We start from the raw sequence: 14,521 nt of genomic DNA on the forward strand, positions 1-14,521 counted from the left end.
AACGACATGGCCATCGTCGAACTCAAGAACGTCGCCAAACGCTATGCATCACAGCAGGGATCGAGCGGCAGCAACGCCGTCGACAACTTCAATCTGGTTACGCGCGACGGTGAATTCGTGGTGCTGGTGGGGCCTTCGGGTTGCGGCAAGTCGACCACCATGCGCATGATCGCCGGGCTGGAGCGCAACACCGAAGGCGAAATCCTGATCGGCGGCAGAGACGTCAGTCAGGTACCGCCCAAGGAGCGTGACATCGCCATGGTGTTCCAGAGCTACGCGCTCTATCCGCACATGAGCGTGGCGGACAACATGGGGTTCAGCCTGAAGCTGAAAAAACGCCCCGCGGCAGAGATCAAGGCCAAGATCGAGGAAGCGGCACAGACACTGGGAATTGAGCCTCTGCTGGATCGCAAGCCGCGCGAGCTTTCCGGCGGTCAGCGTCAACGCGTCGCGCTGGGTCGGGCGATCGTGCGCGATCCGCAGGTTTTCCTGATGGACGAGCCACTCTCCAATCTGGATGCCAAGCTGCGCGTCGATATGCGTGCGGAGATCGTCAAGCTGCACAAGCGTCTCAAGGTGACCACGTTCTACGTGACCCACGACCAGGTCGAAGCCATGACCATGGGCGAGCGCATCGTGGTGATGAAGGACGGCAGGATTCAACAGATCGATACCCCGATCAATCTCTATGAATTCCCGGCCAATCGTTTCGTCGCCGGTTTCATCGGCAACCCGTCGATGAACTTTCTGCGTGCCAAGCATGCCGAAGGAGTCGTCAGTGGCGACGGCTATCGGCTTGCGCTGGACGACGCCCATCGGAGCTCGATGGCCTCACGTGGGGCGGCGGACGTCTGGGTCGGCATTCGTCCGGAACACCTTCGCCTGGGCGATGCGACGGATACCAATCGTATCGAAGGCAAGGTGGAGGTAGTCGAGACGCTGGGGGCGGTAACCATGGTGCAATTGAGCGTGGGCGAGCACTTCGTTTCCGCGCAGCTGCCCGGCCACCGGAAGGTCGAGATCGACGACACGCTGACACTGGCCTGCGACAGTGACAAGTTGCACCTGTTCGACACCGACAGTGAACTGGCCATTGGCCGCGAGTCCGCGTCGCAGCCTTCGACAGCCGTCGAAGCGTGATCGGGCCTCACGCGGCGCCCAGAACCTTTTTCGGGGCAGTGACTTTTTCAGGAGAAACCCTATGGCATCGTTGAATTCGGCAGCCCTCGACCCACTCGACGGTTCCGTCGCCAAGCCGTCCTACGATCGTAGCCGGGTTACGCCGGGCATCGTGCATTTCGGCGTCGGGGGGTTTCATCGCGCTCATCAGGCGATGTATCTCGACGATCTCATGAATCGGGGCGAGGCGCTGGACTGGGGCATCGTCGGCGTCGGCGTGATGCCTGGCGATCGGCGCATGCAGGCCGCGCTCTCGGCCCAGGATCATCTGTATACCTTGGTGGTCAAGCATCCGGACGGCGAGTACCAGGCGCGGGTCATCGGTTCGATCATCGACTACCGTTACGCGCCGGATGATATCGAGGGCACCCTCGAGCTGCTGGCGGACCCCGAGATTCGTATCGTCTCGCTGACGGTGACCGAGGGGGGCTACAACTTCCACCATGTGACCGGCGAATTCGACCTCGGCAACGCGGACGTGCAGCACGATCTCGCCTCACCCCGGACCCCGAAGACGACGTTCGGCATCGTCGCCGAGGCGCTGGCCCGACGGCGGGAGCGCGGCATCGAGCCGTTCACCGTAATGTCTTGCGACAATATCCAGGGTAACGGCGAAGTCGCTCACAAGATGTTCGTGGCCTATGCTCGGGCGCGGGATGCGGAGCTGGGCGACTGGATCGATGCCAATGTCCACTTTCCCAATTCGATGGTCGATCGTATTACACCGGTGACGACCGAGGCGGATATCGAAGAGATTCATCAGCGCTTCGGTATCGAAGACCGCTGGCCCGTGGTGTGCGAGCCCTTCACGCAGTGGGTGCTGGAAGACCATTTCAACAGCGGTCGGCCGGTCTACGATCAGGTTGGCGTGCAACTGGTCGAAGACGTGATGCCTTACGAGCTGATGAAGCTGCGCCTGCTCAATGCCAGTCACCAGGCGTTGACCTATTTCGGCTATCTGGCCGGCTATCGCTACGCCCACGAGGTGTGCCAGGACCCGCTGTTCGTCGACTTCCTGCTCGACTACATGAACCGGGAGGGCACGCCCACCCTGCGGCCGGTGCCAGGGGTCGATCTCGACGACTACAAACGTACCCTGATCGCGCGCTTTGCCAATCCGGAGATCAAGGACACCCTGGCGCGGCTGTGCGCCGAAAGCTCGGACCGCATTCCCAAGTGGTTGCTGCCGGTGATCCGGGAGCAGCTGGCGCAGGGTGGAGAGATGCATCGCAGCGCGGCGGTCGTGGCCAGCTGGGCACGCTATGCCGAAGGTGTTGACGAGCGGGGCGAGCCGATCACCGTCGTCGACCGGCTCAAGGACGAATTGATGGCGATCGCCAAGCGCAATCGCGACGAGCCGACTGCCTTCATCGAGAATCGTCAGCTGTTCGGCGATCTGGCCGACGACGAGCGTTTTCGTGCGGCCTATCTCGATGCCTTGGAGCGGCTCTACCGCGACGGCGCGCGTGGCTGCGTCGAGCATCTCGTCGCCGGTTGACCCCAGTGGCTGGCGGCGTAAGGTCGGCGTTCGCGCCGGCCTTCAACGCGGTACGGAATCGGAACTGATCAAGGGATGGATACGATGTATATCGGCGTGGATTGTGGCACGCAGAGCACCAAGGTCGTGGTGGTCGATGGTGACGACGGTCGCATCGTAGGTGAGGCTTCTCGTCCCCACCAACTGGAACAGGGCGACCACGGCCGGCGGGAGCAGCGGGTCGAAGAGTGGACCGAGGCATTTCGCGGCGCGCTCGACGAGGCTCTGGGCGATGCCGGCGTGAAGGCAGATGCTATCCGGGCGATCGGTATTTCCGGCCAGCAGCATGGCATGGTGGCGCTGGACGGAGATGGCGTGCCGGTGCACCCGGCCAAGCTCTGGAACGACACCGAGACTGCCGAGTGGAACGCGCGGCTGATCGAGCAGCTCGGCGGCGAACAGGGCTGCATCGACAAGCTCGGGCTGGTGCTGCAGACCGGCTACACCGCCTCCAAGATCGCCTGGCTGCGGGAAACGCATCCTGACGCCTATCGGCGGATCGCCACGCTGCTGCTGCCGCACGACTATCTCAATTTCTGGCTGACGGGTGAGCGGGTGGCCGAACCGGGCGATGCTTCGGGTACCGGCTACTTCGATACACGCACGCGAACCTGGCGCCGCGACGTTTTCTCGATCATCGCGCCGGAGCTCGACGCCGACCTCGTGCTGCCGAGACTGATCGATTCCCGCGAGGCAGTGGGGAAGGTGCGCCCGGAGCTGGCGCGCGAGCTGGGGCTCAGCGATGACGTGCTCGTCTCCAGCGGTGGTGGCGACAACATGATGGGCGCCATTGGCACCGGCAACATCGCGCCGGGCCGGGTCACGATCAGTCTGGGGACCTCCGGCACCATCGCCGTTCACTCTTCCGATCCGGTGGTGCCGGACAACGCCATGGTGGCGAACTTCTGCGCCAGCCATGATGGCTGGCTACCGCTGATCTGCACCATGAACGTGACCTCGGCGACGACCACGCTGCGAGAGCTGGTCGGGCTCGATATCGACGGTTTCAATCGTGCCGTGGCCAAGGCCGAACCGGGCGCCGGTGGCATTACGCTGTTGCCGTTCTTCAGCGGCGAACGGGTGCCGGCACTGCCGCAGGCGCAGGCGAGCATGAGCGGCATGACCAGCTTCAACACCACCCCGGAGAACCTGTGTCGTGCCGCTGTCGAAAGCGCGACATTCGGACTGCGCTACGGACTCGAGCTGCTCGGGCCGCTGGCCAGCCAGGCAACCCAGATCCGCCTGGTCGGCGGCGGCGCGAAGAGCCCGATCTGGCGTCAGATCGTCGCCGACGTTCTCGATATTGAAGTCGTCTGCCCGAAGGTTACCGAGGCGGCGGCGTTCGGCGGCGCGATCCAGGCCCGCTGGTGCGATGATCGCGAGTCCAGAGTGGCGCTGGACGATCTCTGCCAGCACTGGGTGCGCCTGGACGAATCCACGCTGACTCGCCCTCAACCGGAAACCGTCGCCCGCTATCACGGTATCTACCGACGTTACCGGGAGGCGCTGAGCCGCGAGCACGGTATCGCCTGAGACTCTTGCTGGAAGTATCGCCCCGGCGACGTTGAAATCACCGCGGGGCTCCCACATAGAGGGAACGTGCGGTGACTTTCTTGCCGGTCTTTGCTCGCCCGATCTCCCGTGCAACCGTGAACGAGCCTGGCACCGTCCAACTCGAAACTCGATGTGGGTCACGGCGACCGTCACGCATCGGTGTTATGCTTTTAGAATCAGGATTGCGAAGGGATGCAATCACACGCTACGACGATGGAGTGACTCATGACGCAGCAACTCGACTCTCTCAAACAGCTTTCCATGGTGGTTGCCGACACCGGTGATCTGGATGCCATCCGCCGCTATCAGCCGCACGACGCGACCACCAATCCGTCTCTGATTCTCAAGGCCTTCGATCTCGAAGGTTATCAGGCGCTGATCGACGAGACGCTGACCGCGGTGAAGTCGGAAGTGTCCGATGCCGACGCCCGTGTCGAGGATGCGGTCGATCGTCTCTGCGTGGCGATCGGCACCGAGATCACCAAGATCATTCCTGGCCGTGTCTCCACCGAAGTGGCCGCCAAGCTCTCCTTCGACGAGGAAGCCAGCTTCGAGAAGGCCCATCATCTGATCAAGCTTTACGAGAAACAGGGCGTCTCCAAGGACCGCGTGCTGATCAAGCTCGCTTCCACCTGGGAAGGCATTCGCGCTGCCGAAAGGCTCGAGAAGGAAGGCATCAAGTGCAACCTGACGCTGCTCTTTTCCGATGCCCAGGCGCGTGCCTGTTTCGAAGCCGGCGTCTATCTGATCTCACCCTTCGTCGGCCGCGTCACCGACTGGTACAAGAAATCCACCGGCACCGAATCCTACGCGCCAGACGAGGACCCGGGCGTCAAGTTCGTCCGCGGCGTGTGCGACTACGCCAGCCAGTACGGCTACAAGACAGTGGTCATGGGCGCCAGCTTCCGCAACACCGATCAGATTCTGGCGCTGGCCGGCTGTAATCGCCTGACCATTTCGCCGGCGCTGCTCGAAGAGCTCTCCTCCGCGGAAGGGGAAGTGACACGCAAGATCACCGACGAGGGTAGCGGCACCGAGCGTCTCGATCCGATCGGAGAAGCGCAGTTCCGCTGGGAGCACAACGAGGACGCCATGGCGACCGAGAAGCTGGCCGAGGGTATCCGCACCTTCGCCGCCGACCAGAAGAAGCTGGAAGGTTTGCTGGCCAAGCGTCTGGGTTGATAGCCCTTGGGCTGACTTCTCATCGCTGCTTTGAAATGAAAACACCCGGCCATATGCCGGGTGTTTTTTCGTGGGTAGTTAGGATTCTTCTGATTCGCTGGCGGAGAGCCTGTCACTGATCGTGCATTAGCGATCCTCACCGTTGATTGACGAGGGGGCTTAACGCTCGCCCCCTCGCCGCTCCCCTTTATTGGCGTCGCAAGACCGCGAAACCCGGTATGAGAAAGCGCCTGCGCTTCGGGTCGGCGCGCACGGACATCCTTGTCCTGGCGCGCCTCGCGCGACATCCCTGTCGCGCGACCCGGCTTGGCGCTTCTCATCCCGCGCGGTCTTGGAGACGCCGGGAGGCAAATTCTAGCCTCTAGATCTACGACTGTTCAGCAATCAGGCCTTCCATACGTCCGCCAGAATCTCGTAGGACTTCACCCGTTCGGCGTGATCAAAACAGTCGGTGTTGACCATGATCTCGTCGGCGCCGGTCTGCTCGAGCAGGTTCTCCAGTTGCTGCCGCACGCTCTCCGGCCCGCCGACCACGGCGGCCCCCAGGTTCTGAGAGACCATGGCCTGCTCCTGTGGCGACCAGTCGAGGTTTTCCACCGGTGGCAGGGTGCGCGTACTTTTGCCGCGAATCAGATTGAGAAATTTCTGTTGCTGCGTGGTGGCGAGAAAGCGGGCGCGCTCGTCGGTGTCGGCGGCGACCAGTGGAATCCCGATCATGGCGTGGGGCTTGTCGAGCACCCCCGGCTGGAAACCCTCGCGATAGAGGTGCAGTGCCTCGATCATGTAGCCGGGAGCGAACTGCCCGGCGAACGCGAACGGAAGGCCGAGTCTGGCAGCGAGTTGGGCACTGTAGCCACTGGAGCCAAGCAGCCAGATGGGCACGTGGGTGCCTTCACCGGGAATCGCGCGCACGCGCTGGCCGGGCACGCTGTCGCCCAGGTAACGGCGCAGTTCATCGAGGCGATCGGGGAAATCGTTGACGCCGGCGCGCGGGTCGCGACGCATCGCCTGCATGGTGATCCCGTCGGACCCCGGCGCACGGCCCAGGCCGAGATCGATCCGATCCGGGTAGAGCGTGGCCAGCGTGCCGAACTGTTCGGCGATCGCCAGCGGCGGATGGTTGGGCAACATGATGCCGCCGCTGCCGACGCGAAGCGTCGAGGTGGCGCCCGCGATATGGCCGATCAACACGCTGGTCGCCGCGCTGGCGATCCCGTCGATGTTGTGGTGCTCGGCCAGCCAGTAACGGTTGTAGCCGAGTCGTTCGGTCTGTTGGGCCAGGTCGACGCTGTGACGGAAGGTCTCCGCCGCGGTACCGTCGCGCGTGATCGGTGCCAGGTCCAGCACCGAGAGAGGAATGTCGGCAAGTCGTGACATGAGCGTTCTCGTCAAGAAATGGGTGGACGCTCGTTAGCGCCCTCATGATCCCTATCATGAGGGCGCCAGAGACGAATGCAACCGATTCCACCGCCGCCGATCTCCGCGCTGCCTCCGGGTTGCTCGGACGTTCGAACGAGGCGTGCGCCTAGATCTCATTCAGCAGAGCCTGAATGTCCTGACGACGCCCGGCATCGGCCGTCTCCCTGCCGGGGCGCGGCGCTGCTGCCATGGCCTTCTCGATGGCCTGGCGGGCCTTCGCATCGTCGCCCTGATCGTGGAGGAAGTCGGCCCAGAAGTAGTTGCTGTCGATCCCGTCGGGATTGAGGCTCAAACCTTTCCGCAGCAGCTGTCGCGCCTTGTCGTCGTCACCGAAGCTGATGGGCCAGCCGGGCACCTGGTGATAGAGCGTCCCCAGGCTGGTATACGCCGAACCGCTCAGCGTCGTCGGATCGATCGACAGCGCCTGCTCGAACTCGGCACGGGCCTCCTTGACCTGCGATAGGGCGCTTAGACCGCCCTCCGCGCCTGCCTGGGAGCCACGAATGATACCCGCCCAGGTGTGTAGTTCTGCACTTTTGGGTTGTGCTTCAAGTAAAGCCTGAGCGCGCTGATAGAGCTGCTCGAAGGCATCGGCACGCCGCGCTTCCGGCGTCTGGTACTGAATGTTGGCCCAGCGGCTCTGGAGTTCATGCAGGCCCGCGGCGACCGTCGCTGCCGAGACCGCGGTCGATGCCGAAGCCGTCAAAGGTTGTGCCGCCAACACCATGGGGCTGTCGGTAAGCGCGATCCCTGCCGTCGAGGCGAGAACCATGGCGAGAACCATGGCCTTCAAAGAGTGCTGTGCTGTCATGGTGATCTCCCTGTGCGGGTCAGGACGACGTGGAAGGACGACGCGCATGTTGCTGGATCGTTGGAAGCTGCTTTTTGAGCGCGCGATCGACGAGGCCTGGCAGCATGCCGTTAAGCTTGACCAGCAGGCACTCCGGCCAGCCAAGTTGTCGATCACGAGCATGCTTCTCGATGCCGCGGATGACGCTCGCGGCGACGTGAGCGGGTTCGTCCACGTGGTTGCCCAGCGCGATGTTGAGGGCATCGGCGCGGTCACTGTTCATGCTCGTGCGGGTGGCACGAGGCGAGATATGCAGCACCTGGATCGGCGTATCGGCTAGCTCTCGACGCAAGGCCTGACTGAATCCGCGCAAGGCGAACTTGGTCGTGCAGTAGGCGGTATAGCCCGGGTGGCCAATCGCCCCGAAAGCAGATCCGAGGTTGACGATCCAGGCGCTATTTTCGTGCAGCAGTCGCGGTAGCAGCGCCTGAGTGAGCAGCAGGGTGGCTGTTACGTTGAGGTCCACCATCGACGATATCGCTGCCGGAGACTGCTCGTCGAAGAGGCCGAAATGATTCACCCCGGCGGCGTTGATCAGCATGTCGATTCGTGCGCCATCGGCGGCCTCGACGATCCTGCGACGCTCATCTGGTGCCGTCAGGTCGGCGGGGAGCGCACGAATGCGCTCGGGCGCGAGCGCTGCCAGGTCTCTCAGCACGCTGGCGTTACGCCCCACGATCAGCATCTGGGCGCCGCGCTGGGCCAGCAGTGTCACGAGTTCCCGTCCGATGCCGCCACTGGCGCCCGTGATCAGGATGCGGCGATCAGACCAACGCATGGCTCAGGCCCTCATGACTGGCGACGTCGCCGGCAGCCCGCTGAAGATTGCGGAACATGGCACCGTAGAGGCGATAGACCATGTTGGCGGAATCGATGATGGCCTGTAGGTCGGCGGGGTCTTCGAGCCGGTTGATCTGTTCCTCGAAGAACGCCAGATGCCCGATATCGAGGCTGCCGTGGGATTCGAGGTAGCGAAAGGCGTTGGCCGGGAGTCCGGCACCGTCGCGCATCTGCTCGGCGGCTTGGGTGGCGATGGCGGTACTGGTGCCCTCCAGCACGTGCACCATGCCGAAGAAGCCGACTGGGTTGTCGTAGGCTATGACATCACGGATGTAGCGCACCATCAATTCGGTAGCCGGCGCGGGTGTCGCACTGGCGACGGCATCGGCATCGCCCCCAATGGCGCGAATATCGTCCAGAATCCACTCCTGGTGGCCGTACTCCTCCTCAATGTATTCCACCAGCGCGCCACGCAACCATTCGAGGCGAGCCGGCAGGCGCGCCCCGCAGGCCATCATCAGCGGCACCGTCTGCTTGACGTGGTGATAGGCCTGTTCCAGAAACGCGAGATAGATGTCGCGCGTGATGTTGCCCTCCAGCGCCCGGCGAATGACCGGCGTGTCGAGCAGCCATTGGCGATGACTGGCAGTGGCTTGCTGCAGTTTTTCATAGTGGGACATGATGTCGTCTCCTGAGGCGTAAGCGGATGTCTTACACATCCGCCGGTGGATAGACCGGGCTCGTAAGCCAGGTGTGGTAATGGTTGACCAACGCGTCACGGCGCAGTCGGCCATTGGCGGTTGCTAGACCGTTTTGTGCAGTAAAGGGGGCGCTGCGTTGCCACAGTGAGACGCGCGCGTAATCGGGCAACCGGGCATTGGCTCGCGCCACGGCGTCTTCGATTTGGCGATCGTTGACCCAGTCGCCTCGCGGCACCAACAAGGCACGATTGAAGGACTGCGCTTCACCGCTCACCCAGGCCTGGGCAAGCGCGGGTTCTGCGGTCAATTCAGCCTCGACCCAGGCCGGATCGACATTGCGGCCATAGGCGGTGATGAAGACCTGGCGATGACGTCCCTTGAGCCTCAGGTCATCGCCATCCCATTCACCTAGGTCGCCCGTGGGCCAGACCGTGGGCGCCGGGCCGCTGTCACCCAGGTAGCCCAGCATCACATTGCCCCGAACCAGCACCTCGCCATCTTCGGACAGGCTCACCTCCGCATGAGGCAATGGTCTGCCCACGCGACCGGGTCGATGTTCACTGGGACGCGCTTCACCGGGACGATTGAGTGTGACGACGGACGCGCACTCGGAAAGGCCGTATCCTTCGAACACTGGCCAGCCTGCGGCTTCCGCGCGCGCCAGGAGCGCGGGCGACACCGTGGCCCCGCCGACCGCGAAGAAACGGCCAAAGCCGATGGGCCCATCGCCTTGCTGGGTGAGTAACGCCGAAAGCAGTTGCGGCACCACAATGAGACTGTCCGGCGCGTGATCGGTAATGACCTGCCAGCCGAGGGCGCTATCGAAACCACTTGCCCCCAGCCAGCCGATTGCTTCCAAGGAGGGCAGTGTGACGCTGCCGCCCAGCCATAGTGGGGCGTAGATGCCTCCGATGTTCTCCAGCAGCGTCGCCAGCGGGAGTATTGCCAGGTGTCGGCGCACCTCGACGCTAGCGGCGATCTCGGCGAGACTCTCGGCGACGACGAGCTGATTGTCGCTACTCAGGCAGACGCCTTTGGGTGTGCCGCTGGTGCCCGAGGTGAAGGTGATCTTGTGCGTGCCTTCGGGTAAGTCTGGAAGTGACGAGACACCGCGGCGCTGCCAGAGCGTGGCGTCTCTGGTGTTCGTGGAGCCGCTGGTGTCTGTGATAGCCACGAAGCCCGATGCCGTCGCCACGGACGGCGTCCCGATCAGCGTATCCAGACCTGCCTGATCGACCACGTGGGCTAGCTGTGACGGCGCAAAAAAACCGGGTAGCGGCACGCTGACGATGGCTTCCTGCATCATCGCGAGATCCCACAGTACCCAGTCGACGCCATTATCGAGGGCCAATCCGACGCGCTGACTACCGAGTTGACGTAGCTGCTGTGCGCGGGATTCGACGAGCGTCATCAGTTCGCCGTAATCGATCGACCGGGTCTCGTCCTCCAGGGCGACACGGTTCGCGTCGGTCTTCCCCAGCGTCCACAAATGGTCCAGAAAGCGCTCACGCATGATCGGTATCCTTGAGAAGCGGGGCAGCGGCGGGCACGGTGGTGATGATCGTGCGGTCGCCAGCCGGGGCGAGGCGATGCCAAGCGGCAAGCAAGTCGCCACCCATGACCCAGGGGCGGTGCAGGTAATAATTGCCCCAGTCGCCTTGCGCGGAACCCAAGCGGGTCGGGTTGGCCTCCGCGAGACAATGAACGTCTAGGCCAAGGCGTCGAAACCCATTGCGAACGGTTGCCGTTGCGGTGAACGCCAGCCACCGGCACTCCTCGGCGACGAGCGAGGCAACCAGTGCTCGAATCAGCGGGATCGTCATGCCAGGCCGACGAGCGGCCAGATTGCCGATTTCCGCCAATGCCGTGCGATCGACCTGGGTCTCCAGAACGGCGGAGAGGGCCTGCTCGATGGGCGTTTCCAGGTAGTGCTCTAGAAACAGCGGGGATGCGTCGGCTCGACGCACGCCGACGGCAGCCTGCAGTTGATCTTGCTCCCACAGCCCGTATAGACGCGGTGCGAACTGGGCGATCGAAGCGCCATGCTGCTGCCGGTAGGTATCCGCGATGAAGTGCTCGAGCGTGGCTCGCTCCTGACTGTTCCGACTTTCACGCCAGATGATGTTCGCCGCTGGGGCACATAAACCCGTCATCGATAGCCCTCCACCCAATATGATGAGGGCGAGATTGAGGCACAAAGGCTTAACGAAGACTTACGTCGAGGGAACTTTCGTTTGACATCCCGTTGACTCGCCAAGGGCTGCGAGGTAGACCCGGAGCGGCCGCAGAGAGTGGAGGCTTCGTCTACACTGTTGGCGTCAGAGGCAATCAGCACAATCAAAAGGGGACGACATGCCCAAATTCGGCAAGCAAGGCGTATTCATCGTCTCGGCGTTGGTGATAGTGGCGATCGTGGCCGTTGGTGCCATTTTCCCGACGGGATTCGGGAATATCGCCAATTCGGCACTGGGTGCGACCACTCACTACTTTGGATGGTTCTATCTGATCTCCGTATTCGGATTCGTGATTTTTCTGGTGGGGCTGGCATTCAGCAAGTACGGAAAAATTCGCCTGGGTCCCCAGGACAGTAAACCGACCTATGGCTTCTTTTCCTGGGTGAGCATGCTGTTGGCGGCAGGGTTCGGCGTCGGCCTGGTGTTCTATGGCATGGCGGAACCGATGACCCATTACATGACGCCGCCTTATGGCGACGTGGCGCCGGAATCCGCTGAATCCGCGCGTTACGCGATCCAGTACGCGTTCTTCAACTGGGGTATCCACCAGTGGGCGGCATTCTCTGTCGTCGGTCTGATCATCGCCTATTACCAGTTCCGTAAGGGACAGGCCGGCATGGTTTCCAATGTGCTGTCGTCGGTAACGGCCAAACGCCCGAAACTGCGTCGGCTCGGGCCGATCCTCGACATCTTCGCCGTCGTCGCGACGGTGATGGGTGTGGCAACTTCCATTGGTCTAGCCGTTCTTCAGATCAATGGCGGCCTACATTCGGTATTCAATGTTCCCGAAAACATGATGTGGCAGTTCATCATCATGGGGGCGATGTTCGTCTGCTACATGATCTCGGCAACCTCGGGTCTGGACAAAGGCATCAAGAATCTGTCCAACCTCAACCTGATCATCTGCTTCGCATTGATGTTCTACATCCTGTTCACGGGTCCGACCATTGCGATTCTCGAGACCATCACGCTGGGCATCGGTGATTATCTACAGAACTTCATCGGCATGAGCCTGCGGATGTCGCCTTACGACGATAGCCAATGGGCGTCCAACTGGACGATATTCTACTGGGCATGGGTCATTGCCTGGTCACCGTTCGTGGGTACCTTCGTGGCCCGGATCTCGCGCGGTCGCACCATCAAGCAGTACGTTTTTGGCGTGCTCGTCGTGCCGCCGCTGCTGGCCTGTCTGTGGATCGGCGTCTTCGGTGGTGCCGCCATCCAGATGGAGATGAACAGCGATGCCGGTCTGGCACAGGCGACCTCGGACAACATTACCTCGGCGCTGTTCCAGATGTTCGATCTGATGCCGTTCTCGAACGTGCTGTCGGTGGTCGCACTCTGTCTGATCTTCATTTTCCTGGTGACCTCGGCGGACTCCGCGACCTACATCGTGTCGCAGATGACCGATAACGGCTCGCTCAATCCGCCGCTGATGAAGCGGATCATCTGGGGAGTGCTGATCGCCGCGATCTGCCTGACACTGCTTTCGGCAGGCGGCGAGAACGGGCTCAAGGGACTGCAGTCGGCATCGGTACTGGCAGCGTTACCCTTCACGTTCATTCTCTACGGGATGATATTCGTGACGCTGAAAGAGCTTCGTGCCGATCGCAAGGCGATGCTGACCGCGTTGTATCGCCGCCACAGCGATACACCGGTAGGGGCCGATGCCTTCGAAGCCGAAGAACTGGCAGACGAGGACCGTTATCGTCGTGCGCCGGATATCAAGAATCGTCGTATCAACCCGCGCTGACCGATAGCGCTGTCGACCACGGCCCCGATCCGAACAGGATCGGGGCCGTTTTGTGTCGAGGTCGGCCCTCGGTGGCGGGTCAGGTCAGCCAATTTCAGACGTAAGGGTGGAGAAATGGGTCGAAACGACCTAATTTGATACCGGATTGAACAGTCTGCTAACAGACTGGAGACTCAATTTGAGTGGCGTGCCGCCGTTAACACCATAATGACGAATTGCGGAGCCTGCCCATGCCCCCCGCCTTGAAGCCTTCTCGCCAGCTGCACCATGGTGCGACTCGACGCGCGACCGTGCCTCCCGATTCCCGAGTCGACCGCTGGCTCAACCTGCTGGTAAGCGTGTTCGTGACCACGGCGCTGGTCGTCGGCAGCGTGGCGCTGCTCGTCACGCTGCTGTTTCAATGAAGTTGGCGATTGCCGCCACTGCCTGAAAGGCTGGCAGCCCCGCCTGCAGAAGTCCGTGGTTTCGACATGAACCTACTCGCGACCCCTTATCGCTCCTGGCTGCGGCGCTGTTGCAGACGCTGCATCGACGCCACCAGGTCGTTGAACCGTTCGCCCTGGATCTGCACATGCGCCTTGATGGCCGCTTCCGCAGCGTCGGCATCGCCGCGTTCCAGCGCTGCCATGATCGCTTCGTGCTCGTCGAAACTACCGGTGAGGCGGTGGCGGGCGTGCAACTGCAGACGACGATACGGCTTCAGGATGGCGTGCAGCCGCGCCGCTTCACGGGTCAGGAAGTCGTTGTGGCTGGCCTGATAGATCAGATGATGAAAGGTGCCGTTTTCGTAGTAGTAGCCGTCGGCATCGCCAGCCGCCATGCACTCGCGACAGGCGGTGTGGGCATCGCGCAAGGCGGCCAGTTCCTCCTGTGACATGCGTCGTGCCGCCAGGCGCGCGCACATCCCCTCCAGTTCTGCCATTACCTCGAAGCGTTCGACCAGCTCGGTCACGCTGAGCTGAGCGACGAAAGTCCCGCGCTTGGGGAGGACGCGAACCATGCCGGATGCCGCGAGTTGCTGCAGCGCCTCGCGAATTGGGGTACGCGAACAGTCGAACTCGCGAGCCAATGCTTCCGGGTCCAGTTTATCCCCCGGCGCATACTGACCATCGACGATGGCATCCTCGAGCAGGTCGCGAAGCCGCTGGGCATGCGGGGTGCGGGCCATATTAGACTTTCTCCTATGTTGACACCGGGCGGGTAGCGGCATAACTGTTATATATAACAGAGCGATGACATGTATGTTAACAGTCGGTTCCCGGATTATCGGATTCCGACGGTCGCATTCCTCCGCCTCGCTCCGTTCAGCGCTTGCCGCTGCCGCCAACTCCG

Annotated in this window: 13 protein-coding genes; 6 read left to right on the top strand and 7 right to left on the bottom strand. The window is 62.4% G+C overall.

Annotated features, from left to right (window positions below; translation table 11 throughout):
* The first annotated feature begins 6 nt into the window (after nucleotides 1-6).
* From ugpC to tal, 4 genes are all read left to right on the top strand, one after another.
* A complete protein-coding gene (gene ugpC, locus DOM36_RS13865; protein ID WP_075569613.1) occupies nucleotides 7-1,140 on the top strand; it encodes a sn-glycerol-3-phosphate ABC transporter ATP-binding protein UgpC in 1,134 nt (377 codons plus the stop codon).
* A gap of 61 nt (nucleotides 1,141-1,201) precedes the next feature.
* Nucleotides 1,202-2,677 carry a mannitol dehydrogenase family protein gene (locus DOM36_RS13870; protein WP_110643430.1) on the top strand — a complete coding sequence of 492 codons (1,476 nt, stop codon included), beginning with the start codon at nucleotides 1,202-1,204 and terminating at the stop codon, nucleotides 2,675-2,677.
* A gap of 84 nt (nucleotides 2,678-2,761) precedes the next feature.
* Nucleotides 2,762-4,249, top strand: a complete 1,488-nt coding sequence (gene xylB / locus DOM36_RS13875) for a xylulokinase (protein WP_110643431.1) — start codon at nucleotides 2,762-2,764, stop codon at nucleotides 4,247-4,249.
* Nucleotides 4,250-4,495: 246 nt separating this feature from the next.
* Nucleotides 4,496-5,452, top strand: coding sequence for a transaldolase (gene tal, locus DOM36_RS13880; RefSeq protein ID WP_110643432.1), 957 nt, complete (start codon nucleotides 4,496-4,498; stop codon nucleotides 5,450-5,452).
* A 384-nt stretch (nucleotides 5,453-5,836) separates the two neighbouring features.
* Here tal and DOM36_RS13885 read toward each other — a convergent pair whose 3' ends face one another.
* The 6 genes from DOM36_RS13885 to DOM36_RS13910 form a co-directional block, all read right to left on the bottom strand.
* The gene (locus DOM36_RS13885) at nucleotides 5,837-6,829 is read right to left on the bottom strand and encodes an LLM class flavin-dependent oxidoreductase (protein WP_110643433.1); all 993 of its coding nucleotides are present in this window, start codon (nucleotides 6,827-6,829) and stop codon (nucleotides 5,837-5,839) included.
* A 148-nt stretch (nucleotides 6,830-6,977) separates the two neighbouring features.
* The gene (locus DOM36_RS13890; protein ID WP_232823851.1) at nucleotides 6,978-7,682 is read right to left on the bottom strand and encodes a hypothetical protein; all 705 of its coding nucleotides are present in this window, start codon (nucleotides 7,680-7,682) and stop codon (nucleotides 6,978-6,980) included.
* Between the two features lie 19 nt (nucleotides 7,683-7,701).
* Nucleotides 7,702-8,499, bottom strand: a complete 798-nt coding sequence (locus DOM36_RS13895) for an SDR family oxidoreductase (protein ID WP_110643434.1) — start codon at nucleotides 8,497-8,499, stop codon at nucleotides 7,702-7,704.
* Nucleotides 8,486-9,181, bottom strand: a complete 696-nt coding sequence (locus tag DOM36_RS13900) for an iron-containing redox enzyme family protein (protein WP_075569619.1) — start codon at nucleotides 9,179-9,181, stop codon at nucleotides 8,486-8,488. The genes DOM36_RS13895 and DOM36_RS13900 overlap by 14 nt, the downstream gene beginning before the upstream one ends.
* A gap of 31 nt (nucleotides 9,182-9,212) precedes the next feature.
* Complete coding sequence (locus tag DOM36_RS13905) at nucleotides 9,213-10,715, bottom strand: AMP-binding protein (protein ID WP_110643435.1); 1,503 nt, start codon at nucleotides 10,713-10,715, stop codon at nucleotides 9,213-9,215.
* Complete coding sequence (locus DOM36_RS13910) at nucleotides 10,708-11,355, bottom strand: thermostable hemolysin (protein ID WP_110643436.1); 648 nt, start codon at nucleotides 11,353-11,355, stop codon at nucleotides 10,708-10,710. Before DOM36_RS13910 ends, DOM36_RS13905 begins: the two co-directional genes overlap by 8 nt.
* 199 nt (nucleotides 11,356-11,554) lie before the next feature.
* Here DOM36_RS13910 and DOM36_RS13915 point away from each other — a divergent pair, with 199 nt between their 5' ends.
* Complete coding sequence (locus DOM36_RS13915; RefSeq protein ID WP_075569622.1) at nucleotides 11,555-13,189, top strand: BCCT family transporter; 1,635 nt, start codon at nucleotides 11,555-11,557, stop codon at nucleotides 13,187-13,189.
* Nucleotides 13,190-13,419: 230 nt separating this feature from the next.
* Nucleotides 13,420-13,593, top strand: coding sequence for a hypothetical protein (locus tag DOM36_RS20330; protein ID WP_198651289.1), 174 nt, complete (start codon nucleotides 13,420-13,422; stop codon nucleotides 13,591-13,593).
* 86 nt (nucleotides 13,594-13,679) lie between these two features.
* Here DOM36_RS20330 and DOM36_RS13920 read toward each other — a convergent pair whose 3' ends face one another.
* Nucleotides 13,680-14,357, bottom strand: a complete 678-nt coding sequence (locus tag DOM36_RS13920; RefSeq protein WP_075569623.1) for a GntR family transcriptional regulator — start codon at nucleotides 14,355-14,357, stop codon at nucleotides 13,680-13,682.
* Nucleotides 14,358-14,521 lie beyond the last annotated feature (164 nt).

This window comes from Salinicola sp. CPA57 (assembly GCF_003206035.1).
In the GTDB taxonomy this organism is placed as follows: Bacteria; Pseudomonadota; Gammaproteobacteria; order Pseudomonadales; family Halomonadaceae; genus Salinicola; species Salinicola socius.

Coding starts and splice junctions, on each gene's coding strand:
- ugpC (WP_075569613.1), top strand. CDS start 7: ATGGCCATCGTCGAACTCAAGAACGTCGCCAAACGCTATGCATCACAG.
- DOM36_RS13870 (WP_110643430.1), top strand. CDS start 1,202: ATGGCATCGTTGAATTCGGCAGCCCTCGACCCACTCGACGGTTCCGTC.
- xylB (WP_110643431.1), top strand. CDS start 2,762: ATGTATATCGGCGTGGATTGTGGCACGCAGAGCACCAAGGTCGTGGTG.
- tal (WP_110643432.1), top strand. CDS start 4,496: ATGACGCAGCAACTCGACTCTCTCAAACAGCTTTCCATGGTGGTTGCC.
- DOM36_RS13885 (WP_110643433.1), bottom strand. CDS start 6,829: ATGTCACGACTTGCCGACATTCCTCTCTCGGTGCTGGACCTGGCACCG.
- DOM36_RS13890 (WP_232823851.1), bottom strand. CDS start 7,682: ATGACAGCACAGCACTCTTTGAAGGCCATGGTTCTCGCCATGGTTCTC.
- DOM36_RS13895 (WP_110643434.1), bottom strand. CDS start 8,499: ATGCGTTGGTCTGATCGCCGCATCCTGATCACGGGCGCCAGTGGCGGC.
- DOM36_RS13900 (WP_075569619.1), bottom strand. CDS start 9,181: ATGTCCCACTATGAAAAACTGCAGCAAGCCACTGCCAGTCATCGCCAA.
- DOM36_RS13905 (WP_110643435.1), bottom strand. CDS start 10,715: ATGCGTGAGCGCTTTCTGGACCATTTGTGGACGCTGGGGAAGACCGAC.
- DOM36_RS13910 (WP_110643436.1), bottom strand. CDS start 11,355: ATGACGGGTTTATGTGCCCCAGCGGCGAACATCATCTGGCGTGAAAGT.
- DOM36_RS13915 (WP_075569622.1), top strand. CDS start 11,555: ATGCCCAAATTCGGCAAGCAAGGCGTATTCATCGTCTCGGCGTTGGTG.
- DOM36_RS20330 (WP_198651289.1), top strand. CDS start 13,420: ATGCCCCCCGCCTTGAAGCCTTCTCGCCAGCTGCACCATGGTGCGACT.
- DOM36_RS13920 (WP_075569623.1), bottom strand. CDS start 14,357: ATGGCCCGCACCCCGCATGCCCAGCGGCTTCGCGACCTGCTCGAGGAT.